The sequence below is a fragment of the Microbispora sp. CSR-4 genome, from assembly GCF_008033685.1.
Taxonomy (GTDB): domain Bacteria; phylum Actinomycetota; class Actinomycetes; order Streptosporangiales; family Streptosporangiaceae; genus Microbispora.
This window is the reverse complement of record NZ_VJVX01000052.1, coordinates 33,835-55,444: the sequence shown is the minus strand read 5'-3', so window position 1 is coordinate 55,444 and position 21,610 is coordinate 33,835. Positions and strand designations below refer to the sequence as shown.

Sequence of the window (21,610 nt, the reverse complement as noted above, 5' to 3'; positions counted from 1 at the left end):
CTCAGGCCGTGTCCGGGCGGCTCGCCATGGCGTCGTACCGGCGGAAGGCGGCCACGCCGAACCCGGTCACCAGGACCAGCAGGGCGCACACGAGGCCGCCGCCCGCCCACGAGGGCACCAGCCCGAAGGCGTCGGCGGTGGCGCCCGCCCGCAGGTCACCGAGCCGGGGCCCGCCCGCGACGACGACCATGAACACCCCCTGCAGGCGTCCCCGCATCTCGTCGGGCGCGTAGGTCTGCAGGATCGTCTGCCGCCAGACGGCGGAGGCGAGGTCGGTCGCCCCGCCGATCGCCAGCAGCGCCACGACCAGCCACAACGGCTGGGCCAGCGCCGCGGCGGCCACCGTCACGCCCCACAGGGCGATCACGAGCGTGAGCGCCACCCCCTGGCGGCGTACGCGGCCGACCCAGCCGGAGAAGACGCCGGCGACGACCGCCCCGATGGCGATGCTCGCCGACAGCCAGCCGAACGCCACCGCGGACCCGCCGAAGCGCTCGGCCGCCATCTCCGGGAACAGCGCCCTCGGCATCGCGAACGCCATCGCGATGATGTCCACCACGAACGACATGAACACGACGGGCTTGCTCACCACGTATTTGAGCCCGTCGACCACCGAGCGCAGGCCCGGCCGGGAGATCTCACCGACGGGTGTCAGCGTCGGCAGCCGTACGGCCGCGTAGAAGCCGGCGCCGAACAGGATCGCGTCGATGAGGTACGCGGCGGCGTAGCCGCCCTTGGCGAGCACCACCCCGGCCAGCAGCGGCCCGACCACCGTGCCGATGCTGCTGACCAGGAAGTTGAGGGTGTTGGCCGCGGGAACCCGCTCGGTGGGCACGATGCGGGGGATGATCGCCCCGCGCGTGGCCGAGGTGACGGCGAAGCCGACCGACTGCAGGGCGATGACGGCGAGGATGAGATAGACGCTGCCGATTCCCGACCAGGCGTGCAGCAGCAGGGCGACGGTGGACAGCCAGGCCACCACCGAGCCGGCCAGCAGGAGCCGGCGGCGGTCCATCGCGTCGGCGACCGCGCCGCCCCACAGGCCGAAGACGACGAGCGGCACGAGGCTCACCGGCCCGAGCAGGCCGACCCACAGGGACGACCCCGTGATGCTGTACACCTGCCCGCTCACGGCCACCGAGGTGAGCTGGAACCCGATGAAGGAGACGCCCTGCCCCACCAGCAGCCGCCGGTACGCGGCGATGCTCAGGGGCCTTGTGTCGAGGGCGACACGCTTCAGAACTGCTTGTACCCCCGCCACCCTCTACCTCGCCGATCTGGGCATATGCAACATTTTGGGTACTTTACCCTGATCACTTACCGTGACCATGACCGGAGTCCAGGAAAGGAGCAGGCCGGAAACCTCCCGTGCCTGGGTCGCCTCCGGCAACGGAACGAGCGACGTGACGTTCGCCGAACATGCCGATCCCCCAAAAGATTTCGGTAAAATTCCGAATGTTTCTGCCCCGAAGGGGCCCCTCGGTCCGAACGGCCCACCCGGTGACGCGCTCCGCGCGACGCCCGTGCAGGACGGCGAACCCGGCCGGCGTGACCGCCCCCGCGCGCCACGTCCCGGCAAAGGAACGCCAACGCCGAAATTTCTGTCTGTGTTCCGAAACTTCCGGTGACGAATGTCACGCCACGAGCGGAGCGGTGCTGCCGCGTACGACGAGGCCGGTGGTGAGCTCGATGCGGTTCTGCACCGGAGACTCCCCCCGGGCGATGGCGACGACCATGGCCGTGGCGGCGGCGGCCATCTCGGCCAGCGGCTGGCGCACCGTGGTCAGCGCGGGGATGAGCCACTGCGCCATCGGCAGGTCGTCGAAGCCGACCACGCTCAGCTCGTCGGGGATGCGCAGGCCCATCTCGTGGGCCGCCTGGTAGACGCCCATGGCCTGCGCGTCGTTGAAGGCGAAAACGGCGGTCGGGGGCCGGGGCATCGCGAGCAGGGAGCGGGCGTGCGCCAGGCCGTCCTCGGCGCTGAAGTCGCCCTGCCTGACGAGCTGCGGGTCCGTCGGCACGCCCGCGGCGTCCATGGCGGCGCGGAACCCGTCGAGCCGGGCGCGGCTGGAGAGAGCGTGGGCGGGGCCGGTGATGAGCCCGATACGCCGATGTCCCAGCTCGAGCAGGTGACGCGCGGCCGACAGGCCGCCGCTCCAGTTGCCCGCGCCGACCGAGGGCAGCTCGTGCCCGGGGTCGCCGGTGGGATCGACCAGCACCACGGGGATGTCGCGGGTTTTGAACTGCTCGTGCTGGGCCTTGGTGAGGCCGGAGAAGACCACGATCACGCCGTGGGGACGGCGGCCGATCACCCCTTCGATCCAGCCCGTGGCGGGAGGGTGGTGGTCCTCCTGCAGCGAGGACACGACCACCGCGAGGCCGTGCTCGCGCGCCACGTGCTCGACCCCCTTGATGACCTCCATCGCGTACGCGCCCTCCAGCTCGTTGAAGACCAGCTCGATGAGCGGAGCGGCGGTGGGGCGTTTCTTCTGCCGGCGGGAGCCGGGCTCGCGGATCAGGTCCTCGACCAGGGCGCGGGTCTCGGGGGCGACCTCCGACCTGCCGTTGACGACTTTGGAGACGGTCGCGGGCGACACCCCAGCCAGCTCGGCGATCTGGGCGATGGTCAGCGGCCGGGAGGGGGTGCGGTCGGGGGGTGTCGGCTCCCTGGTCGTCGTCATGGCCGCAGTGTAGCCCGAACTTTCGGACATTCGGCCGAATGTTTCGGATGTCTCATTGCCGGATCCTTGACGGCTTCCGGAGCACCGGCCTAGAGTCCACATAAACTATCGGTCCTGATTCGGAAACTTTCGGACCGCAGTCAGACGACAGCTCGGATCAGACGACAGCTCGGATCAGCAGGGGGCGCTCGATGCGGTTGCTCGCGTACCGACGTCTGCCTCCGCTGCGACGCGGAGACGGCCGGGCCGATCGTCACCTGGGTCCCGTACGGCGTCTTCCGGGGCCGAGGCCCACGCGACGGATCGACAAGCAAGGGATGTCATGACATTCGTAGACGCGCCGGGGCTCGCGCCCTGGCGGGACGGCGACCGGCCTCTCGACGAGCGCGTGGAGGCGCTGCTGGCCGAGATGACGCTGGAGGAGAAGGTCGCCCAGCTCGGATCGGTGTGGGTCGACATCTCACCCGCCGGCTCGGAGGCGGCGGGTGGCAACGTCGCGCCGCTCCAGGACCTGTTCATGAAGGACGGCGCGGACCTCGCCGACCGGATGCGCGACGGGGTCGGCCACCTGACCCGCGTGTACGGCACCGCCCCAGTGAGCCCGGCGGAGGGGGCGGCCGGGCTGCGCAAGCTGCAGGAGCAGGTGGTCGCGGCCAACCGGTTCGGCATCCCCGCCATCGCGCACGAGGAGTGCCTGACCGGGTTCGCCACCTACGGCGCGACCGCCTATCCCACCCCGCTGGCCTGGGCCGCGACCTTCGATCCCGGGCTCGTGGAGCGGATGGCCCGGGCCATCGGCGACGACCTGCGCGCCGTCGGCGTCCACCAGGGCCTGTCGCCGGTCCTCGACGTGGTCCGCGACTACCGCTGGGGCCGGGTCGAGGAGACGCTCGGCGAGGACCCCTACCTGGTGGGACAGCTCGGCGCGGCCTACGTGCGCGGCCTGGAGAACGCCGGGATCATCTCGACGCTCAAGCACTTCGCCGGATACGCCGCCTCCCGGGCCGGCCGCAACCACGCCCCGGTCAGCATCGGCCCCCGCGAGATGGCCGACGTCATCCTCCCGCCGTTCGAGACGGCCATCCGCGAGGGCGGCGCCCGCTCCATCATGAACTCCTACACCGACATCGACGGCGTGCCGGTCGCCGCCAGCACCGCCCTGCTGCGCGGGGTGCTGCGCGACCAGTGGGGATTCGACGGCACGGTCGTGGCCGACTACTGGGCGGTGCCGTTCCTCGCCATGAACCACCACGTCGCAGCCGACGAGGCGCACGCCGGTGCGATCGCGCTGCGCGCGGGCATCGACGTCGAGCTGCCCGAGACGGTCGGCTACGGCTCGCGCCTGGTCGAGCAGGTGCGCAGCGGCAACGTGGAGGAGGCCCTGGTCGACGAGGCCGTACGCCGGGTGCTGCGGCAGAAGATCGAGCTCGGCCTGCTCGACGACGGCCCCCTCGTGCCGGAGGACGCCGGCGAGGCCGACCTGGACAGCCCTCGCAACCGCGACCTTGCCCGCACGGTGGCGGAACGCTCCGTCGTGCTGCTGAGCAACCCTGCCGGCGCGCTGCCGCTGGCCTCCGGGACGACCGCCCGCATCGCCGTCATCGGCCCGTGCGCCGACGACCCGCAGACCCTGCTCGGCTGCTACGCCTTCCCCAACCACGTGCTCGGCCGTTTCCCCGGCCACGGCATGGGCCTGCCCGTCTCCCCCGTCCTCGACCTCCTGCGGGCCGAGTTCCCCGACGCCGGCCTGGACTTCGCCCGGGGCGCCGACGTGTCGGGCGACGACACCTCGGGCATCGCCGAGGCCGCCGCCCTGGCCGGGCGGTCCGACCTCGCCCTGCTGTTCGTCGGCGACCGGGCCGGGCTGTTCGGCAACGGCACCTCCGGCGAGGGCTGCGACGCCGCTCACCTCGCCCTGCCCGGCGTGCAGCCGGAACTGGTCGAGGCGGTCCTGGCCACCGGCACGCCGACCGTGCTCGTCGTGGTGTCCGGCCGCCCGTACGCGATCGGCGCCTACGCCGAGCGCGCCGCCGCCACGGTCCAGGCGTTCCTGCCGGGCGTGGAGGGCGGCGCGGCGATCGCGGGCGTGCTCAGCGGCCGGGTCGAGCCCTCGGGCCGCCTGCCCGTCCAGATCCCCGGCTCGCCCTTCGTCAACCCCTCCACCTATCTGCAGCCGCCTCTCGGACTGCACAGCGAGGGGATCTCCGTGTCCGACCCGACCCCGGCCTTCCCCTTCGGCCACGGGCTGTCGTACACGACCGTCGCGTACGACGGGCTGACGACCTCGACGGAGCGGTGCCCCACGGACGGCACGGTCGAGGCGCGGGTGACCGTCACCAACACCGGCTCCCGGCCGGCGGAGGAGGTCGTGCAGCTGTACGCCTCCGACCCGGTGGCGCAGGTGGCCCGCCCCGTCGCGCAGCTCGTCGGCTTCGCCCGGGTGCCGCTCGCGCCGGGGCAGACCCGCGAGGTGGTCTTCGAGGTCCCCACCGACGCCTTCTCCTACACCGATCCCGGTCTGCGCAGGATCGTCGAGCCGGGCGTCATCGCGCTCACCGCCGGTCCGTCCGCCGCCGACCGTCCGCTGCGGACCGACATCCTGCTGACCGGCGACACCGTCGTGCTCGGCGGGGCCCGGCGGCTCACCACGCACGCGCGGGTGCAGGAACCGGCCTCCTGACCGTGACAGGCGCCGCGGCGGGCGGACCGGCCGCCCGCCGCGGCGCCGTCACGTCCGCCTGTCCTCCGCCGCCGGGAAGATCCCGCCGCGCCGCCGCTGCTCCCTTCCGGGGCAGGAAACACTGTTGAACTCTCCCCGTGAAGGAAAGGAGCTCCCGATGGCCCGGACCGACCTCGACGCGCTCACGCTGAACGCGCTCACCCTGGAGCAGAGGGCCTCGCTGCTGTCGGGCCGGGACTTCTGGACGACCAAGGCTCTCGAGGAGGCCGGGATTCCGTCCATCACGCTGTGCGACGGACCGCACGGCGTGCGCCGCGAGGCCGGCGGCTCCGACCACCTCGGCCTGAACGAGAGCATCCCCGCCACCTGCTTCCCGCCCGCGGTCGCGGTGGGGTCGAGCTGGGACCCCGAGGTGGCCGCGCGGATCGGCGCCGCGGTCGGCCGGGAGGGCCGGGCCCTCGGCGTGGCGGTCGTGCTCGGCCCCGGCGTGAACATCAAGCGCTCGCCGCTGTGCGGGCGCAACTTCGAGTACTACTCGGAAGACCCCCTGCTCTCGGGCGTGCTGGCGGCGGCGCACGTCAACGCGCTGCAGGCCGAGGGTCCCGGCGCGTCGGTCAAGCACTTCGCCGCCAACAACCAGGAGACCGAGCGCATGCGGGTCAGCGCCGACGTGGACGAGCGCACGCTGCGTGAGATCTACTTCCCCGCGTTCGAGCGGGTGGTCACCCAGGCCAGGCCCGCCACCGTGATGTGCTCCTACAACCGCGTCAACGGCGTGCACGCCTCGCAGAACCGGTGGCTGCTCACCGACGTCCTGCGCCGCGAGTGGGGCTTCACCGGCGTGGTCGTCTCCGACTGGGGCGCGGTGCAGGACCGCGTCGCCGCGCTGGCCGCGGGCCTCGACCTCGAAATGCCGGGCACCGGCGGCGCGAGCGACCGGCGCATCGTGGACGCCGTCCGCGCGGGCGAGCTCGACGAGGCCGTGGTGAACGCGAGCGTGCGCCGCGTCGTCGCGCTCACCCGGCGCCACGGCGGCGTCTCCGGCGCGTTCGACGCCGACGCCCATCACGCGCTCGCCCGCGAGCTGGCCGCCGAATGCGCCGTGCTGCTCAAGAACGAGAACGGCACGCTCCCCCTCTCGGCGGAGGCCCGCATCGCCGTGATCGGCGAGTTCGCCGCCAAGCCGCGGTTCCAGGGCGGCGGCAGCTCCCACATCAACGCCACGCGGGTCGACGCGGCGCTCGACGCGATCCGCGCCCACGCCCCGGACGTCGCCTACGCCCAGGGGTTCACCCTGGACGGATCGGGCGACGCGCGGGAGCTTCGCGAGGCGGCGGCCGAGACCGCGGCGTCCGCCGACGTCGCGATCGTCTTCGCCGGCCTGGGCGAGCGGGAGGAGTCGGAGGGCTTCGACCGGGAGACCATCGACCTGCCGGCCGTCCAGGTCGAGCTGATCCGCGCGGTCGCCGCGGCGGCCCGCCGTACGGTGATCGTCCTGTCCAACGGCGGCGTCGTGTCCCTGGAGGGCTGGCACGACGACGTGGACGCCGTGCTGGAGGGCTGGCTGCTCGGCCAGGCGGGCGGCTCGGCCGTCGCCGACCTCCTCTTCGGCGTCGTGAACCCCTCCGGACGCCTCGCCGAGAGCATCCCGATGCGGCTGCAGGACACGCCGAGCTACCTCAACTTCCCCGGCGAGGCCGGGCACGTGCGCTACGGCGAGGGCGTCATGGTCGGCTACCGCTACTACGAGACGGTCGAGCTGCCCGTGCGCTACCCCTTCGGCCACGGCCTGAGCTACACGACGTTCGCGACCGACGGCCTCACCGTCACCCGCACGGGCGACGACAGGGCGACCGTCACCGTGCGGGTGACCAACACCGGCGACCGGGCGGGCAAGCACGTGGTGCAGGTCTATGTGTCAACCACCGCAGGCCCCGTACGGCGGCCCGCCCGGGAGCTGCGGGCCTTCACGAAGGTCTCCCTCGCCCCCGGCGAGTCGCGCCTGGTCACGCTCCACCTCGACCGGCGGGCGTTCGCCTACTACGACGTCCGGCTCGGCCGGTGGGTCGTCGCGCCGGGCGACTACACGATCCAGATCGGCGAGAACGCCTCGTCCGTCGTGGCCGAGACCACGATCAGCCTCGGCGGTGACACCGTCGTCCCCGTGGTCTCACTCGACTCGACGCTCGGCGAGTGGCTCTCCCACCCGCTCGCCGGGCCCGCCCTCCTGCGGGTGCTCACCGGCGGGAAGAGCGCCCGGCCCGAGGAGGACGACGAGAACGGGCTGCGGATGGCCTCGTCGATGCCGATGGGACGGTTCCTGTCCTTCGCCGGCATCGACATTCCCCACGCGACCCTGCGGGAGCTGGTCGCCCTGGGCGGGTCGGACGGCCCGGCGGCCTGAGCCGCCGGCATTTCCGGCGCATTTTGGGATTTATGCCACCGACAAATCGCCTTTCCGGATGTGACAACCGAATATCGATAATGAACCGTTGACAGGATCGCACCGCATAGGGACGATCCAGATAATCCTCCGCATCTCAGGCGCAGGGCTCGTAGCACCACACCTCGATAAGTGCCGCATCAGGCCGAGAATCGGTACGGGAGAGTGCGATGGACGAGATGGTGCTCCGAGCACAACGGTTCATCAATTCGATCTACGGCAACGTGCCCGGCATCACCAAGGTCGCGGAAGACGGCATAACCGGCTGGTCGACGATGCGCGCGCTGACCCGATGCCTGCAACACGAGCTGGGCGGCACCGCGCTGTCCGACAATTTCGGGCCGACCACCATGTCCACCCTCCAGAGCACGTGGCCGTCCGTCGGTCCCGGCACCGGGGCACCGGCGAACCTGGTCCGGATCATCCAGTCGGGGTTGTACTGCAAGGGCTATGACGGCGGGGGAATCGACGGGATCTTCAATGATCATGTCGCCGCCGCCGTTCAAAAGCTCAAGTCCGACGCGGGCGTGAGCGGCGTATATCCGGGCGCCGATGTGGTGCCGAAGGTGTTCAAGGCGCTGCTGAACATGGACGCTTACGTCGTCGTCAGCGGTGGAAACCCCGTTGTCCGCTCGATCCAGCAGTGGATGAACGCTCGCTATGTGAATCGCACCGGCTTCTTCATCGTCCCCTGTGACGGATATTTCTCCAGGGACGTCCAGAAGGCATTGATGCTGGCCGTCCAGTTCGAGCTGGGGATGAGCGATTCCGAGGCCACCGGAGTGTTCGGGCCCGCCACCCAGGCCGGTCTCAAGGCCAACACCCTCTCCGTTGGTTCCTCCGGCCCCTGGGTGCGGCTGTTCTCCGCTGCGATGGTGTTCAACAGGCGTGACGGCGTCACCTTCACCGGCACCTTCGATTCCCAGCTGTCCACACAGGTCAGACGATTTCAGACTTTCGTCAAGTTACCCGTCACCGGCAAGGGGGATTTCCAGACCTGGGCCTCCCTGCTCGTCTCCACCGGAGACGCGACCCGTAAAGGCAGCGCCTTCGACTGCGTGACGGAGATCACCCCGGCGCGCGCCGACGCGCTCAAAGCCGCCGGCTACCGCATCGCGGGCCGCTACCTGTGCAACGTGCCGGACACCACGTTGAACAAGATGATCCAGCCGGGCGAGCTCGCGGTGCTGGCCGAGAAGGGCCTGCGCGTCTTCCCCATCTACCAGACCTCGGGTAGATCCGTCGATTACTTCGGGTACGCCCAGGGCGTCATCGACGCACTCGCCGCGATCGAGTGGGCCCGCCGCCACGGATTCAGATCCGGCACGCGGATCTATTTCGCCGTGGATTTCGACGCGCTGGACCATCAGGTGACGTCGAATGTCATTCCGCACTTCCGCGGAATCGCGAACACGATGAACGAGCACGCCAGAGGCTACAAGGTCGGCATCTACGGACCCCGCAACGTCTGCAGCCGGGTCAGTGCCATGGGCCTGACGTCGGCGAGCTTCGTCTCCGACATGTCCTCGGGATATTCCGGCAACCTCGGCTACCCCATGCCCGCCGACTGGGCGTTCGACCAGATCGCCACGATCACCGTCGGCTCGGGTGCGGGGAAGATCGAGATTGACAACAACATCGCCTCGGGTCTCGACGAGGGTCAGAGCAGATTCGACCCCGGCACGGTCGCGGCCGGCCTCGACGTCGACTTCGACATGAGCAAGAAGGGCGCACTGCTCCAGGACGTACGGAACTACCTGACGAGCATCGGCGTCCCGGAGGCAGGTGGCAGCGATCTGTTCGACAAGGACAACGCCACCCTGGGCTGCAACACCACGACCAAGGCGTTCGACATCACGCTGACCCACGACAAGCTGATCAGCGGTCTGGCGCGCCGTCTGAAGATGCGCAAGGCGCTGATCCAGGCCCCGATCCTGTGGGAGATCCGCAAATGGAATCCCGCGGACCTGGCGGCCGACAAACTCGTGCGAAGTCACTACACCGGCGGCCCGATCGGCACGAACGACTGCAGCACCGGGCTGGCGCAGATCTTCGCCGCGACGGCGATCAAAGCCCGCAATCACGCGATCCAGAAGGGCATCATCAGCGGCGCCATCCTGGACCCCGCCGACGAGACCGACCTCTGGGCGGTCTGGCAGAAGCTGCAGGACCCTTCGTACAACATCACCACCGTGGCGTACGTCCACATCTGGGGAGCCGCCGAGATAGGCGTCGCGCGCCCCGGCCTCGCCACCGGCGATGACAACACCCGCAGGATTCTGGCGCGATACAACGGCGTCAACGCCGCCGCCGAGAAGTACGGCCACGAGCTTCTCGGCCTCTACAAGGTGTTCGAGAAGCACAACGCGCCCCTCCGCACCCTCTAGGCCCGACCCGGCTCGGCACGATCGACGGCGTCGTCTTCCTTGAAAGAGGTGGCCAAGCTGGGACGACGGACAGCGCCGCAGAGACAATTCATGAATAGTGAATAAGCAAGGATCTACGTTCTGCTGTGTTGTAAAAGGCAATGCGGCGCGGAGGAGTTCGAAGATCATGATCTTGGACGTAGACCTCGACGGCTTTGACGCCCTGCCTGTGGGCGTGCTGGTGACCGGCGGATCGGATCACCGGCTCCTTTATGTGAACCGGGCCTATCAGGAGATGGTCGGCGTTCACCAGCGAGGAACGCCGATCAGGGAAGTGTTGAGCGACGTTTGTGTGGACGACCGTTTCGAGCTGTTCGACCAGGTGCTGGAAACGGGTGAGCCCGCGACGGTCGAGGCGCTTCCCTTCGAGGACGGCGGGCGAGGAAGCCTGCGGTTCGCCTCGGTCGGCATGTCGAAGATCATGCGGGAGGGAGAGGAAGGTCTGCTGATCGTGGTCGTGGACGTCACCGACCGCGTCTTCGCCGGGCGGCTCCCCGGTCCCGCCGCCGGGGATCAGCGGAGGTTCCTGCAGCGCTATCGCAACCTGGTGCGACTGCAGACACAGGCGGTATGGGTGACCGACCCCGTCGGCAAAGTGAGCGAACCGAGCGCCGGCTGGCAGCGGCTGACGGGACAGCCATGGGAGGAGCACCGCGGCAACGGATGGCTGAACGCGGTGTGCCCGGACGACCGTGAGCCCGCCCTCGAGAAGTGGGCCGAGGCGGTGGAACGGCAGGACATTCTTCACCAGGTCTACCGGGTCCGGACGCCGGGCGGCGACTACCGGCATGTTCGCGTGCAAGGCATACCGATCATTGAGGACGGCGAGATAGTCGAGTGGGTCGGCACCATCGCCGACATCGAGCAGGAGTGGCAGGAGCGACAGCACAGGCTGCTGCTCGACCAGGTCGCCGCCGCGACCGCGAACCTCGCGAACCTGGACGAGGTGCTGCGCGCGCTGGCCGAGGTGATCGTGCCCCTTCTGGCCGACGGATGCGCCATCTACGTGCTGCCGGAATTCGAGGAGCAGCCGATCTCGCTGCCTTTCGTCACCATGCCCGTGGCCGGCATCGTGCCGGCGGGCGCGACTCCCCTGGCGGGTCAGGAGGTGTTCGACGCCGACTCCGACTTCGTCGCGGCGATCACAACCCGCAGGCCGGTGCACCGGGACTTTCCCCAGGGGCACGCGCCGGCCGGTGTCGTGCTCAACGGCGAGTCGGTCGCCGGCGTCAACAGTTGCGTCATGGTTCCGGTGATTGTGGACGGCGCGGTGGCGGCGGTCGTGCACGCCGTGGTCGTTGGGGACCGCGAACCGCTCGGCGCCATGGCCGTCGAGCTCATCGGGCGGATGCTCGACCACGCGCACCCTCACCTCAGCAACGCGATGCGATTCCAGCGCACGCAGCGGGTCGCGCTGGCCCTGCAGAGGTACCTGCTGCCGGACCCACCGCAGGTGCCGGGCCTGGAGATCGCCGCACGCTACTCCGCGTCCGCCACCGCTGCGCAGATCGGCGGCGACTGGTACGACTCCTTCCTGCTGCCGGACGGCTCCCTGGTCCTGACCATCGGCGACATGGCCGGGCACGACCTGAGCGCAGCCGTCACCATGAGCCAGATCCGCAACGCGCTCAGGGGCCTCGCGATCGACCGGAGGGAGCCTCCCGGACACACCCTGCGGCGATTGAACGTCGCCGCCGAGGTCCTCTACCCCGAGGCCATGGGCACCTGCGTCCTCGCCCGTCTGGAGGAGCACGACGACGGCGGGCAGGTGCTCCACTACTCCGTGGCCGGTCACCCGCCGCCCCTGCTCGTCACCCGCGACGGTGGGGCGTGTTACCTGGACGACGCGGTCGATCCCGTGGTGGGCGTGGGTTACGACATGTCACGCGCGAGCAGCGTCGCGACGCTGCCCCCGGGCAGCACGCTGCTGCTCTACACCGACGGCCTGGTGGAAGTGCCGGGTGAGCACCTCGACGTCGGGCTGGAACGCCTGCGCCGCGCCGCCGCCTCCCTGGCCCAGGCGCCCCTGGACGCCTTCTGCGACATGCTGCTCAGCCGGCTGCCCGTGGCCCAGAAAGACGACGTCGCCGTCATCGCCGTACGCATACCCTACGCCTGAAACCGGTTACCTAAAGCTATTAGGTAAATAGGGGCACGATACTGGTGGAGTCACCTAGGCGTTCCGGCCGCGCGTCCAGCCGCACAGGACGTCAAGTTCCAGGCCGATGCCGAGGATCATGCCGGAGGAGAGCCGGGCCGCCTTCGGCGGCGACACCATGCGCTCCGCACGGCGCGCCGGCGACCACCTGCCATGGCGTGAGGGGAGAGTCGAGATCGGAGCCGCGGACACGGCACACACACGGGAAACGCGCCTTCCGACCGGAACCGATCAGATTCGGACAGGAGTCAAGTATCGTCCTCAAATAAGCACCACAGGCGGCCCCACTCAGTCAAGGGATCGGATGAATCGTTCATCCCCGGTCAGCGGTGCCGCGCCGTGGCTGGTCGACTATGACCGGAACCGATCACAGCGGAGGGTGAGGGCGTGGTCCACAGGGACAGCGACGGGCGCCGGCCCGTGTTCGCGGCCGAGCGCCGCCGGCGCATCCTGGAGTTGGTGCGGGCCAACGGGGCCGTCTCGCTGCGCGAGCTCGCCCAGGCGGTGCAGTCGTCGGAGGTCACCGTACGCCGCGACCTGCGCGCGCTGGAGTCGGAGGGCCTGCTCAACCGGCACCACGGCGGCGCCACCCTGCCCGGCGACCAGAACCGGGAGGCCGGCTACGTCCAGAAGGTGACGCTCTCCTCGGCGGAGAAGTCGGCCATCGCCGACCTGGCCGCGTCGCTGGTGGAGGATGGTGACGCGATCGTCGTCGGCCCCGGGACCACCACCCAGGAGTTCGCCCGCAGGCTGAGCAGGCACACCGAGCTGGCCGTGGTCACCAACTCGCTGCTGGTCGCGCAGGCCCTCGCCGACTCCCCGCGCATCGAGGTGATGCTGACCGGCGGCACGCTGCGCGGGCCGATACTCGCCCTCGTCGGCAGCGCGGCCGAGCGGTCCCTCGCCGGGCTGCGCGTGCGCCGGGCCTTCGTCTCCGGCAACGGGCTCACCGCCGACCGCGGCCTGTCCACCCCGAACATGCAGGTCGCCTGCGTCGACCGGGCACTGGCCGCCGCCGCCGAGGAGGTGGTCGTGCTGGCAGACCACACCAAGATCGGCGTCGACGCGATGGTGCAGACCGTCTCGGCCGAGCAGATCGACCATCTGGTCACCGACGCCGCCGCCCCGCACGACGTGCTCGACGAGCTGGGCGGCAAGGGCGTCCGCCTGCACGTTGCTCAGATCTGATCGAATGTGACGGCCTCGTTACGGATTTATCTTCTATCGGGCTCACCATTCACGGCGGAGGCAACCGTGCCGCAGGCCGCAGGTCTGTGCAAGAGCTTTCAAGGCGCGCCCGCGGGCACGTGGCCGATCAGGAACGCGATCCGCGCCGGCGTCGGGCTCGTGCCGGAGAACCGCCGGGTCGAGGGCATCGTGCCGACCCTGTCGGTGCGCGACACCATCGCGCCGGCCGCGCTCCCCCGCCTGTCGCGCGCGGGGATCGTCTCCGACGCGCACCTCGACCGGATCGTCGACACGTTCATGCGGCGGCTGGGCATCCAGGCCGTCTCACCCCGGCAGGCGGCCGGGGAGCTGTCCGGCGGCAACCAGCAGAAGGTGCTGCCGGCCCGCTGGCTGGCGATGCATCCGAAGGTGCTGCTGCTCGACGAGCCCAGCCGGGGTGTCGACATCACGACCAAGGTGGCCATGCGCTCGCTCCTCGACGACCTGGCGGTGGACGGGCCGGCGATCCTGCTGATCTCCTCCGACGTGTCGGAGCTGGTGGAGAACTGCGACAGCGTGGTGGTCCTGCGCGACGGCGCGGTCGTGGGCGAGCCGACCGGGCCCGAGGTCAGCGAAGACCGCATCATGGGCGCCCTCGCCGCCGGCTGAGCCCCGGGGGCCGGCAAGGGGGCGCGCCCGGCGTGCCGTAGCCGCGCCTCGGGGCTGTCCCCGGCTCTGTCCCCGGGCCTGTCCTCAGCGCCCGGCCCGGCGGCGCCACACGGGCGCCGCCCGCGCGGCGCGCTCCGGCACATCTGCGTCCTCAGCGCCCGGCCCGGCGGCGGACCATCGTGACGAAGTCGGCCGCGGCGACGATCGCGAGCACGGTCGCGACGGTCGCCGCCACGAACAGCCCCGCCGCGTACGCCGTGATCGCGATGAAGACGCACACGACCAGCCCGAAGGTGGCCAGCACCATGCGCAGTCCCAGGGCGCCGCGCGGCTCCATGCCGTCACCTCCCCTCTCGTCAATCCCTACCCGAGCGAAGGGCATTTGCATAAGCACATCCGGCATTGCCGCTTGTCGGATCAGATGGTCAAAAACGGCGCTCGCGTCTCTAGGATGGACGTCGTCCCATGCCGCGTACCGACCCGCAAGTGGAGGACAGAGCGTGCACGAGGAGCAGGCGCCCGCGTGGGTGGTGGACCCCGGCACGCCGAGTGTGGCCCGGATGTACGACTACTACCTGGGCGGCAAGGACAACTTCGCGTCCGACCGCGAGGCGGCCGAGAAGATCATCTCCATCCTGCCCAACGCCCGCGACGTCGCCCGGACCAACCGCGCCTTCCTCATGCGGGCCGTACGGCACCTGGCGCGCGCGGGCATCCGGCAGTTCCTCGACATCGGCACCGGGCTGCCGACGCAGGAGAACGTCCACCAGGTGGCGCAGGCCGAGGCGCCGGAGTCCCGGGTCGTCTACGTCGACAACGACCCGATCGTGCTCGCCCACGCACGCGCCCTGCTCGCCGACAACCCCCGATCGATCGTGATCGACGGCGACCTGCGCAAACCGGAGTCGGTCCTCGGCCACCCCGGCGTCCGGGCCCACCTCGACTTCACCAAGCCGATCGCCCTGATCATGCTGGCCGTCCTCCACTTCGTGACCGACGACGCGGAGGCGGCGCGCGTCGTCGGCGCGTTCCGCGAGCCGCTCGTCCCGGGCGGCTACGTGGTGGTCTCCCACATCACCCAGGGCGACCTGGACGAGGACACGGTCAGGCGGGGCCGCGACGTCTACACCGCGACCACCGCGGGCGGCATCGTGCCGCGCACCGCCGACCAGGTCCGCGGTCTCTTCGACGGCCTCGACGTGCTGGAGCCCGGCGTCGTGCCGCTGCACCTGTGGCGGCCCGAGACCGTGGAGCCCGCGTGGAACGGCAGGCCGGGAGGCGACATCATCGGCGGAGTCGGCCTCGTGCCCGGCCCCTGACCGGCAGGTCCGCATGTCTTCGAGCGGAACGACCCCCTGCGGTGCCGCGCTCCTGTAGCGCCACCACCTGCTCCGGAGCTGCGCGCAGTGGTGCGCTCAGAGGGTGGCCACTCGCCTCCGGGGGGCCGCGCGGTGGCTCGCCGTACGACGCCGCATCTCCGCGAGCACGTCGAGGGGGTTGGCCAGGAGCCTGGAGAAGGCCAGCTCGGCGGCGCCGACCAGCGTGACGTCGTCGCCGAGCGCCGAGACCCGCAGCCGCACCTGCTCGCGGGAGATCACCATGGCGTTCGTCTCCACCCTGCGCGCGACCTGCGCCGCCGAGCCCGGGTAGACGTCCCGCAGCATCCCTCCGAAGATCACAATCCCGGGGTTGAAGAGGTTGATCAGGTTGGCGACGCCGATGCCCAGCCAGTCGCCGATCCGGTGCAGCGCCTCCCCGGCCGCCGCGTCTCCCTCTCCAGCGGCCTCCACCACGGCGCGCACGCCCTCGCGGCCGCTCAGCTCGCCCGAACGGCCCGCGGCCTCGATCAGGGCGTGCTCGCCGACCTCCGCCTCCAGGCAGCCGCGCGAGCCGCACATGCAGGGCCGCCCGTCGTACGGGTTCACCACCATGTGCCCGAGCTCGCACCCGTAGCCGCCGTCGCCGCCGAGCAGCTTGCCGCCGACGATGATCCCGCCGCCCACGCCCACGTCGCCGTGCAGGTAGACCAGGTTGTCGAAGCCGCGGCCGACTCCGCGGTCGCGCTCGGCCAGCGCGCCCAGGTGGGCCTCGTTGCCGACGAGCACCGGGAGCCCCAGCCGGGAGCCGAGCTCGACGCCGAACGCCTGGTCCACCCACCCGACGTAGGGTCCGTATCGCACCGTGCCGTCGTCGGGCCGGATCATGCCGCAGTAGGCCGCGCCGACCCCGACGCACACCGAGCCCGCGCGGGCGCCGCGCCGCAGCTCGCGGCCGAAGCCCGCGAGCACGCCGACGACGTCTTCCAGGTCTGCGCCCGTACGCTGCCGGGCGGCCTCCCGGCGGTCGAGGATCTCCCCGCCCAGTCCCACGCGGGCCGCGACCAGGCGGTCGACCCGTACGTCGAAGGCCAGCACGTGTGCCCGGTCACGCTCCGGGCGGACCACCAGCGACGGGCGGCCCGCCCTGCCGGTGTCTGCGGGCAGCTCCTCGCTGACCAGGCCCGCCGCGGACAGCTCGGCGGTCAGCGCCATGATCGTGCTGCGGTTCAGGCCCATCCGGTCGGCCAGCTCGGAGCGGGAGAGCGCCCCGGCCAGGTGCACGTGCCGCAGCAGATCGCCGAGGTTGCGCCGGCGCATCTCCTCTTGGGACCGACCGGCTTTCGACATGGTGCGCAGATCCTGACGACTCGGAGGTTCCTCGTTGGCGGGCCGTGGACGGGAGGGACAGGGCCGAACCCCTTTCCCGTCTTGAGATTACCAACGGAGGCGCCCGCGGCGGAGGCCCGCGTTCACCGGCCCCCCGCTCGCCGTGATCCGCCGTGGCCGCGCGCTTTCGCCCTGGACCCGGCTTGCAGGGCCGCGGCCGGGGTCGGCGTGGGTGAGGGCGCCGCCGAGGGCATGCCGAGCGCCTGCGCGATGTCGCACGCCCGGTTGCCCCGGCACATCGCGTTCTGGATGCCGGTCCCGCCGGTCGCGACGTTGATCATGATCTGCTGCGTGCCGCGGTTGGTCGTGGTGCTCGACGCGGTGAGCCCGGCCTCGATTGCGTCCCTGACGGCCCGCGTGGACCGTTGCCCGGATGCCTGCGGCCGGGGCTCCTGCGGCCGGGGCTCTCGTGGACGGGGCTCCTGTGGCCCGGCCTCCTGGTGGCGCGGCGTCTCCCGCCCGGGGGTGCGCGTGGCCTCGGCGGCAGGGCCCGCGGGGGCCAGCGCCGCAACGACCGACGCGCAGGCGAGGAGACCGAGAGCGATCTTCCTCATGGCCGTCCCGCCGTACCGCTGACACTTCATCGCGCGCTCCCGCCAGTCACCGCCACAACGCTCCGGGCGGCCCTTTTCGCCCAGGAGATCTCAGGCTAGTGACGCGACGGATTCCCGCGCCCGATCCGCGCGGCGTCTTACGGCATCATTGCCATATCAGTCAGCGCGCCCCCGCATTCGTGGAATCCACGGCCCACGCGTATTCAAAGGCGATCACCATCCATTGGAAGTGATGGGCATGTTCTGCCGGATGTTGCACTTCCTCGGGCCGGGGCCGCAGAAGGCGCCCTGGGTGCTGATGCGCCCGCCGTTCGTGATGCCGGTCTGCTGCTGGCCGATCATGAAGGTCGGGGCGAACACGCCGTTGAGATTCTGGTTGAACCTGCCGTTGCCCGACTTGAACTGCCGCGCCGTGGCCGTACCGCCCGACGCCACCTGGCCCCCGCCGTCCCCGTGCCCGTACGCCCTCATCGGCGCACGGGTCCGGGCCTGCGCGAACGCGCTCGCCTCCTGGGCAGCGGCGCTCCACGCGATCGCGGCCACCAGAACGGCCAGCGTCAGCCGACGGGCCGTCAGGACCCGGAACGGCCGTGAGCGGGACATGCAGCGGCGAGACATCGTGGAACGCACCTACCTACCAGGCCATTCGGCAATGGGCTTTCGTCGCGGACATAAGCAACGTTGACCTCATACCCCGCATCATGGCCCCGGCCCCGCCCATGCCAAGCGCGGCATCGATGATGACGCATTTTTTGTCGCTATGCCTTTCGGCCCGGCATCAGGCACCTATGCCCTCAAATGCCGCTATTCGCATAAATCCGGAAAGCGGCATTTCCGGGGCTCGGCATGGCCTTCGCGCGGCTCATTCACCGACGGCGTCGAGATAGACCCAGGCGCCTTCGTGGCGGACGAAACGGCTCTGCTCCCGCATCTCGCCGGGCTGTCCCCGGTAGTCGTACCGGGCGCGGAAGGTGACGGTGCCGTCGGTGTGGATGGGGCTCCCGCCTGTGGCCGCCTCGATCTCCAGCCCGGTCCACCGCATGCCCGAGTCGAAATCGACCCGCCCCGGACGGGTGGAGGGATGCCAGGTGCGCAGCAGGTATGCCTCGTCCTCGACCGCGAACGCGGAGAAGCGCGACCGCATCAGCGCCTCGGCCGTCGGCGCGGACCGTCCCGCGTGGAACCGGCCGCAGCAGTCGCCGTAGACGGCCGGCAGGCCACAGGGACAGGGCTCACCGGCGCGCGGCCGGCGGGAACGAGAGGTGCGGCTCACCCCGCGAGGTTATCGCCCCCGGCCGAGCGCTCGCTCCGCCGTCCCGGCCCCTTCGCCTGGACCATGCGGGACGTCGGCAGTGCCCTTCTCCAGCCGCCCAAGGCTCTTCGCCCGGACCATACGGACGCCCCTCGGTGCGCCTTTCCGACCATGCGAGGACCCGGAAGCATCGGTACGCCTTCCATCAGGCGTTCCACATGGCGGCGGGCCGAGTGTCGGCTCCACCCGGCCCGCCTTCACGGGACCCCCGATCTCATGTCCAGGAGACCCGCTTGATGAGACTGTACAAAGCGATCGCCACAGGTGTCCTGACCGCCACAGCGGCGACCGGAACCGTGGTGGCACTGCCCGCGTTCACCGAGACCGCCGCCGGCGCGGGCTGTGATCGCGACGAGGTCCCGGCGTCGAGGGTTCATGGTGGAACCGTACGCCGGGGACCTCGCCGTTCAGCCGTCCGCGCCGCCGCCGGCGCATGCCGATCCGTCGCGGAAACGGCTCAGTTGTAGGGGTTGTCGTAGGTGTAGGTGCTCTTCGTACGCGTCTGGTACTGGCCGTTGCTGCCGAACCACCCGCCGGTCACGTCGAAGCGGACGTTGCGGACGGTGCCGCCGAAGTTCACCTCGCTGTTGTAGACGGCCGTCTGCTGGCACCCCGGCAGGCTCGTCGAGCCGGTCTGGGACGGCCAGGACGTGCTCGTGCCGTTGACGACGACCTGGAACGAGGGCGCGGGATAGGCGTGCTGCCAGCACAGGGTCAGCGAGTAGCGGTACTTCGTGTTCCCGTCGTCGAACGCCACCGTGCCCTGGAGAAGGGCCAGCTGCGTCGCGTTGCCGTCGTTGCTCACCAACTGCAGATAGACAGGCTGGTCGGCGCTGTACGCCGCGTGCGCGGGGCCGAGCGGCAGGAGCGCGGTGGCGAGCGCCCCGCCGGCCATGGCGAACGTCGCCGCGAGGCGGCGTCCTCTTGAGCGTGCGGTCAATTCACACCTCATCCGTTGCAGGAGTGCCGAGTGCCCGGAGGCTATTTCGACTTGCACGGACCTATCCAGAGCGGCGATCGCGAGGGCTCGATCCGGTCGGGCGTTAAACCCGGCCCTTCCGGGGACCTTGGGAACGCCGTTCCGTCACGACCAGGAGAGAGAGGACGACGACCCCGGTCGAAATTCCGCCGTGACCGCTGAATGTTTCACATGGCGCAAGAACGGACAAAGCGCCCCCGGCGGCACTCCGCCGGGGGCCGGGTCACGACCGGGCCGTGGTCAGCAGATCTTGTAGTCCTGCCGCGAGGAGTTGTACGCGCAGGAGTCGACCAGCTTGCCGGAGGCGTTCCGCAGGAACGCCTTGTCCTTGGTCTGGTTCCAGATGTACGCGAGCGTCCCCCCGCTCCTGCCCCAGTAGAGGGTGGTGGAGGTGTTCTTCCCCCGGCCGGTCCGCAGGGTGACCGTCTTCCCGGCTCCGAGAGTGAACCGGCCGAACGTGTAGACGTGGTCCGAGCGCTTCGTGTCGTCGCGGACGGTCCAGCCCTTGAGGCTGACGGCCTTCTTCGTCGTGTTCTTGATCTGTATGTACTCGCCGTTGAGGCTTTTGTTCGACCCGTTGTCCGGCGAGCCGGGCGAGTCGTAGTAGATCTTCGTGATCCGTACGGCGGGACCCGCCGCGTGGGCGGGCTGGGAGACGGCGGCCACGCTGACGGCCACCGCTGCGGCCGCGAGCAGAGATCGGGTACGCACAGGACCCTCCTGGGGTGGGGGGACACGATCGAACTTGATCATATGGACCGCCCCTCACGTCGTTTGCACCGTTCCATCTCGGTTCGGCATCCGATGGACCCGGTGAAGGCCACGACGCGCCGCGCACCGCCGTCTTCGCGACCGGGGCGCTCAGTGAGCGGTTTCCTCGCCCATGGCATCGAGCAGTTCGTCCACCGCCTTCCGGTCGGGCAGGGAGGCGCCGGCGCCGGGCAGTGTGGTCGCCAGGGCTCCGGCGGCCATCCCCCGGCGGATCGCCGTGGAGACATCAAGGCCCGCCGCGAGGGCCGCGCCGAAGGAGCCGGTGAAGGCGTCACCCGCGGCGGTGGTGTCCACGGGCGTCACGGGGTAGGCCGGGAAGTGCCGGGCGCGCTCGGGGGTGACCGACAGCGCGCCGGCCGATCCGAGCGTGATGAGCGCGTGCCGCACTCCGCGGTCGAGGAACCAGGCCGCGGCCCGCTCGGCGGACTCGACGTCGACGACCTCCACCCCGGTCAGCGCGGCGGCCTCGCTCTCGTTGGGGGTCACGACGGCGACGTGCGGCCACACCCGGTCGGGCAGCGGCTGGGCGGGCGCGGGATCGAGCACCACGGTCAGCCCGGCCCGTGCACCCGCCTCCGCCGCGTGACAGGCGACCTCGGCCGGGATCTCCAGCTGGAGGAGCAGCACGCCCGCTCTGCCGCGTACGGCCCGGATGCTCTCGTCCACCATCTCCGCGGTGAGATCGGCGTTGGCGAGCGGAGTCATGACGATGTCGTTCTCGCCCGACGCGTCGACCCTGATGTGCGCGATGCCCGTACGGCTGCCTACGGAGCGGACCTCCGTCAGCGTCACCCCGTGGGCGCGCAGCGCCGACGACACGATGTCGCCGAACGGGTCCGTGCCGACGCAGCCGACGAGCCAGGTGGGCGCTCCCGCACGGGCGGCGGCGACCGCCTGGTTGGCGCCCTTCCCTCCGAGGTTCACGGTGACGTCGTCGCCGAGAACGGTCTCCCCCCGGCGCGGGAGGCGGCGGGCGAAGGCGGTGACGTCCGCGGAGATGCTCCCGACGACGACGACACCCTTCGGTCGCATGGCGTTCCTCCTGTCTCAAGCTGTCAGGTGCAT

At 70.6% G+C, this 21,610-nt stretch carries 17 protein-coding genes; 7 read left to right on the top strand and 10 right to left on the bottom strand.

Features of this window, described 5'->3' with window-relative positions:
• Nucleotide 1: 1 nt before the first annotated feature.
• Both FLV34_RS30435 and FLV34_RS30430 read right to left on the bottom strand, forming a co-directional pair.
• Nucleotides 2–1,261 (bottom strand): MFS transporter, encoded by a 1,260-nt coding sequence (locus FLV34_RS30435; RefSeq protein ID WP_142651188.1) that lies wholly within the window; start codon nt 1,259–1,261, stop codon nt 2–4.
• Between the two features lie 373 nt (nt 1,262–1,634).
• Complete coding sequence (locus FLV34_RS30430; protein WP_147944726.1) at nt 1,635–2,681, bottom strand: LacI family DNA-binding transcriptional regulator; 1,047 nt, start codon at nt 2,679–2,681, stop codon at nt 1,635–1,637.
• Between the two features lie 322 nt (nt 2,682–3,003).
• Between FLV34_RS30430 and FLV34_RS30425 the strand changes: the two genes are divergently transcribed.
• The 6 genes from FLV34_RS30425 to FLV34_RS30400 all read left to right on the top strand — a co-directional run bounded on the left by FLV34_RS30425 (nt 3,004) and on the right by FLV34_RS30400 (nt 14,224).
• A complete protein-coding gene (locus FLV34_RS30425; protein ID WP_142651190.1) occupies nt 3,004–5,361 on the top strand; it encodes a glycoside hydrolase family 3 N-terminal domain-containing protein in 2,358 nt (785 codons plus the stop codon).
• A gap of 157 nt (nt 5,362–5,518) precedes the next feature.
• Nucleotides 5,519–7,765 carry a glycoside hydrolase family 3 C-terminal domain-containing protein gene (locus FLV34_RS30420; RefSeq protein ID WP_147944725.1) on the top strand — a complete coding sequence of 749 codons (2,247 nt, stop codon included), beginning with the start codon at nt 5,519–5,521 and terminating at the stop codon, nt 7,763–7,765.
• A gap of 263 nt (nt 7,766–8,028) precedes the next feature.
• On the top strand, nt 8,029–10,191 hold the full coding sequence (locus FLV34_RS30415; RefSeq protein ID WP_261985962.1) for a glycoside hydrolase domain-containing protein: 2,163 nt from the start codon (nt 8,029–8,031) through the stop codon (nt 10,189–10,191).
• Nucleotides 10,192–10,357: 166 nt separating this feature from the next.
• Nucleotides 10,358–12,349, top strand: coding sequence for a SpoIIE family protein phosphatase (locus FLV34_RS30410; RefSeq protein WP_142651192.1), 1,992 nt, complete (start codon nt 10,358–10,360; stop codon nt 12,347–12,349).
• Between the two features lie 426 nt (nt 12,350–12,775).
• Nucleotides 12,776–13,576 (top strand): DeoR/GlpR family DNA-binding transcription regulator, encoded by an 801-nt coding sequence (locus FLV34_RS30405; protein WP_221890004.1) that lies wholly within the window; start codon nt 12,776–12,778, stop codon nt 13,574–13,576.
• Between the two features lie 66 nt (nt 13,577–13,642).
• Nucleotides 13,643–14,224: an ATP-binding cassette domain-containing protein gene (locus FLV34_RS30400; protein WP_261985961.1), complete on the top strand. Its 582-nt coding sequence runs from the start codon at nt 13,643–13,645 to the stop codon at nt 14,222–14,224.
• Between the two features lie 151 nt (nt 14,225–14,375).
• On the opposite strand, the gene FLV34_RS30395 is transcribed toward FLV34_RS30400, so the two are convergent.
• A complete protein-coding gene (locus FLV34_RS30395; protein ID WP_142651194.1) occupies nt 14,376–14,561 on the bottom strand; it encodes a hypothetical protein in 186 nt (61 codons plus the stop codon).
• Between the two features lie 163 nt (nt 14,562–14,724).
• Between FLV34_RS30395 and FLV34_RS30390 the strand changes: the two genes are divergently transcribed.
• The gene (locus FLV34_RS30390; RefSeq protein WP_261985960.1) at nt 14,725–15,543 is read left to right on the top strand and encodes an SAM-dependent methyltransferase; all 819 of its coding nucleotides are present in this window, start codon (nt 14,725–14,727) and stop codon (nt 15,541–15,543) included.
• A 96-nt stretch (nt 15,544–15,639) separates the two neighbouring features.
• Here FLV34_RS30390 and FLV34_RS30385 read toward each other — a convergent pair whose 3' ends face one another.
• The 7 genes from FLV34_RS30385 to FLV34_RS30355 all read right to left on the bottom strand — a co-directional run bounded on the left by FLV34_RS30385 (nt 15,640) and on the right by FLV34_RS30355 (nt 21,577).
• Nucleotides 15,640–16,890, bottom strand: coding sequence for an ROK family transcriptional regulator (locus tag FLV34_RS30385; protein ID WP_205830983.1), 1,251 nt, complete (start codon nt 16,888–16,890; stop codon nt 15,640–15,642).
• Nucleotides 16,891–17,012: 122 nt separating this feature from the next.
• Entirely contained in the window at nt 17,013–17,483 is a 471-nt protein-coding gene (locus tag FLV34_RS30380) for a hypothetical protein (protein ID WP_147944722.1), read from the bottom strand.
• Nucleotides 17,484–17,696: 213 nt separating this feature from the next.
• Complete coding sequence (locus FLV34_RS30375; protein ID WP_147944721.1) at nt 17,697–18,086, bottom strand: hypothetical protein; 390 nt, start codon at nt 18,084–18,086, stop codon at nt 17,697–17,699.
• Between the two features lie 259 nt (nt 18,087–18,345).
• Entirely contained in the window at nt 18,346–18,756 is a 411-nt protein-coding gene (locus tag FLV34_RS30370) for a YchJ family protein (protein ID WP_147944720.1), read from the bottom strand.
• Nucleotides 18,757–19,252: 496 nt separating this feature from the next.
• The gene (locus FLV34_RS30365; RefSeq protein WP_142651199.1) at nt 19,253–19,735 is read right to left on the bottom strand and encodes a hypothetical protein; all 483 of its coding nucleotides are present in this window, start codon (nt 19,733–19,735) and stop codon (nt 19,253–19,255) included.
• A 279-nt stretch (nt 19,736–20,014) separates the two neighbouring features.
• Nucleotides 20,015–20,485 (bottom strand): lamin tail domain-containing protein, encoded by a 471-nt coding sequence (locus FLV34_RS30360; protein WP_222709676.1) that lies wholly within the window; start codon nt 20,483–20,485, stop codon nt 20,015–20,017.
• 150 nt (nt 20,486–20,635) lie between these two features.
• Complete coding sequence (locus tag FLV34_RS30355) at nt 20,636–21,577, bottom strand: ribokinase (RefSeq protein WP_147944718.1); 942 nt, start codon at nt 21,575–21,577, stop codon at nt 20,636–20,638.
• Nucleotides 21,578–21,610: the final 33 nt, after the last annotated feature.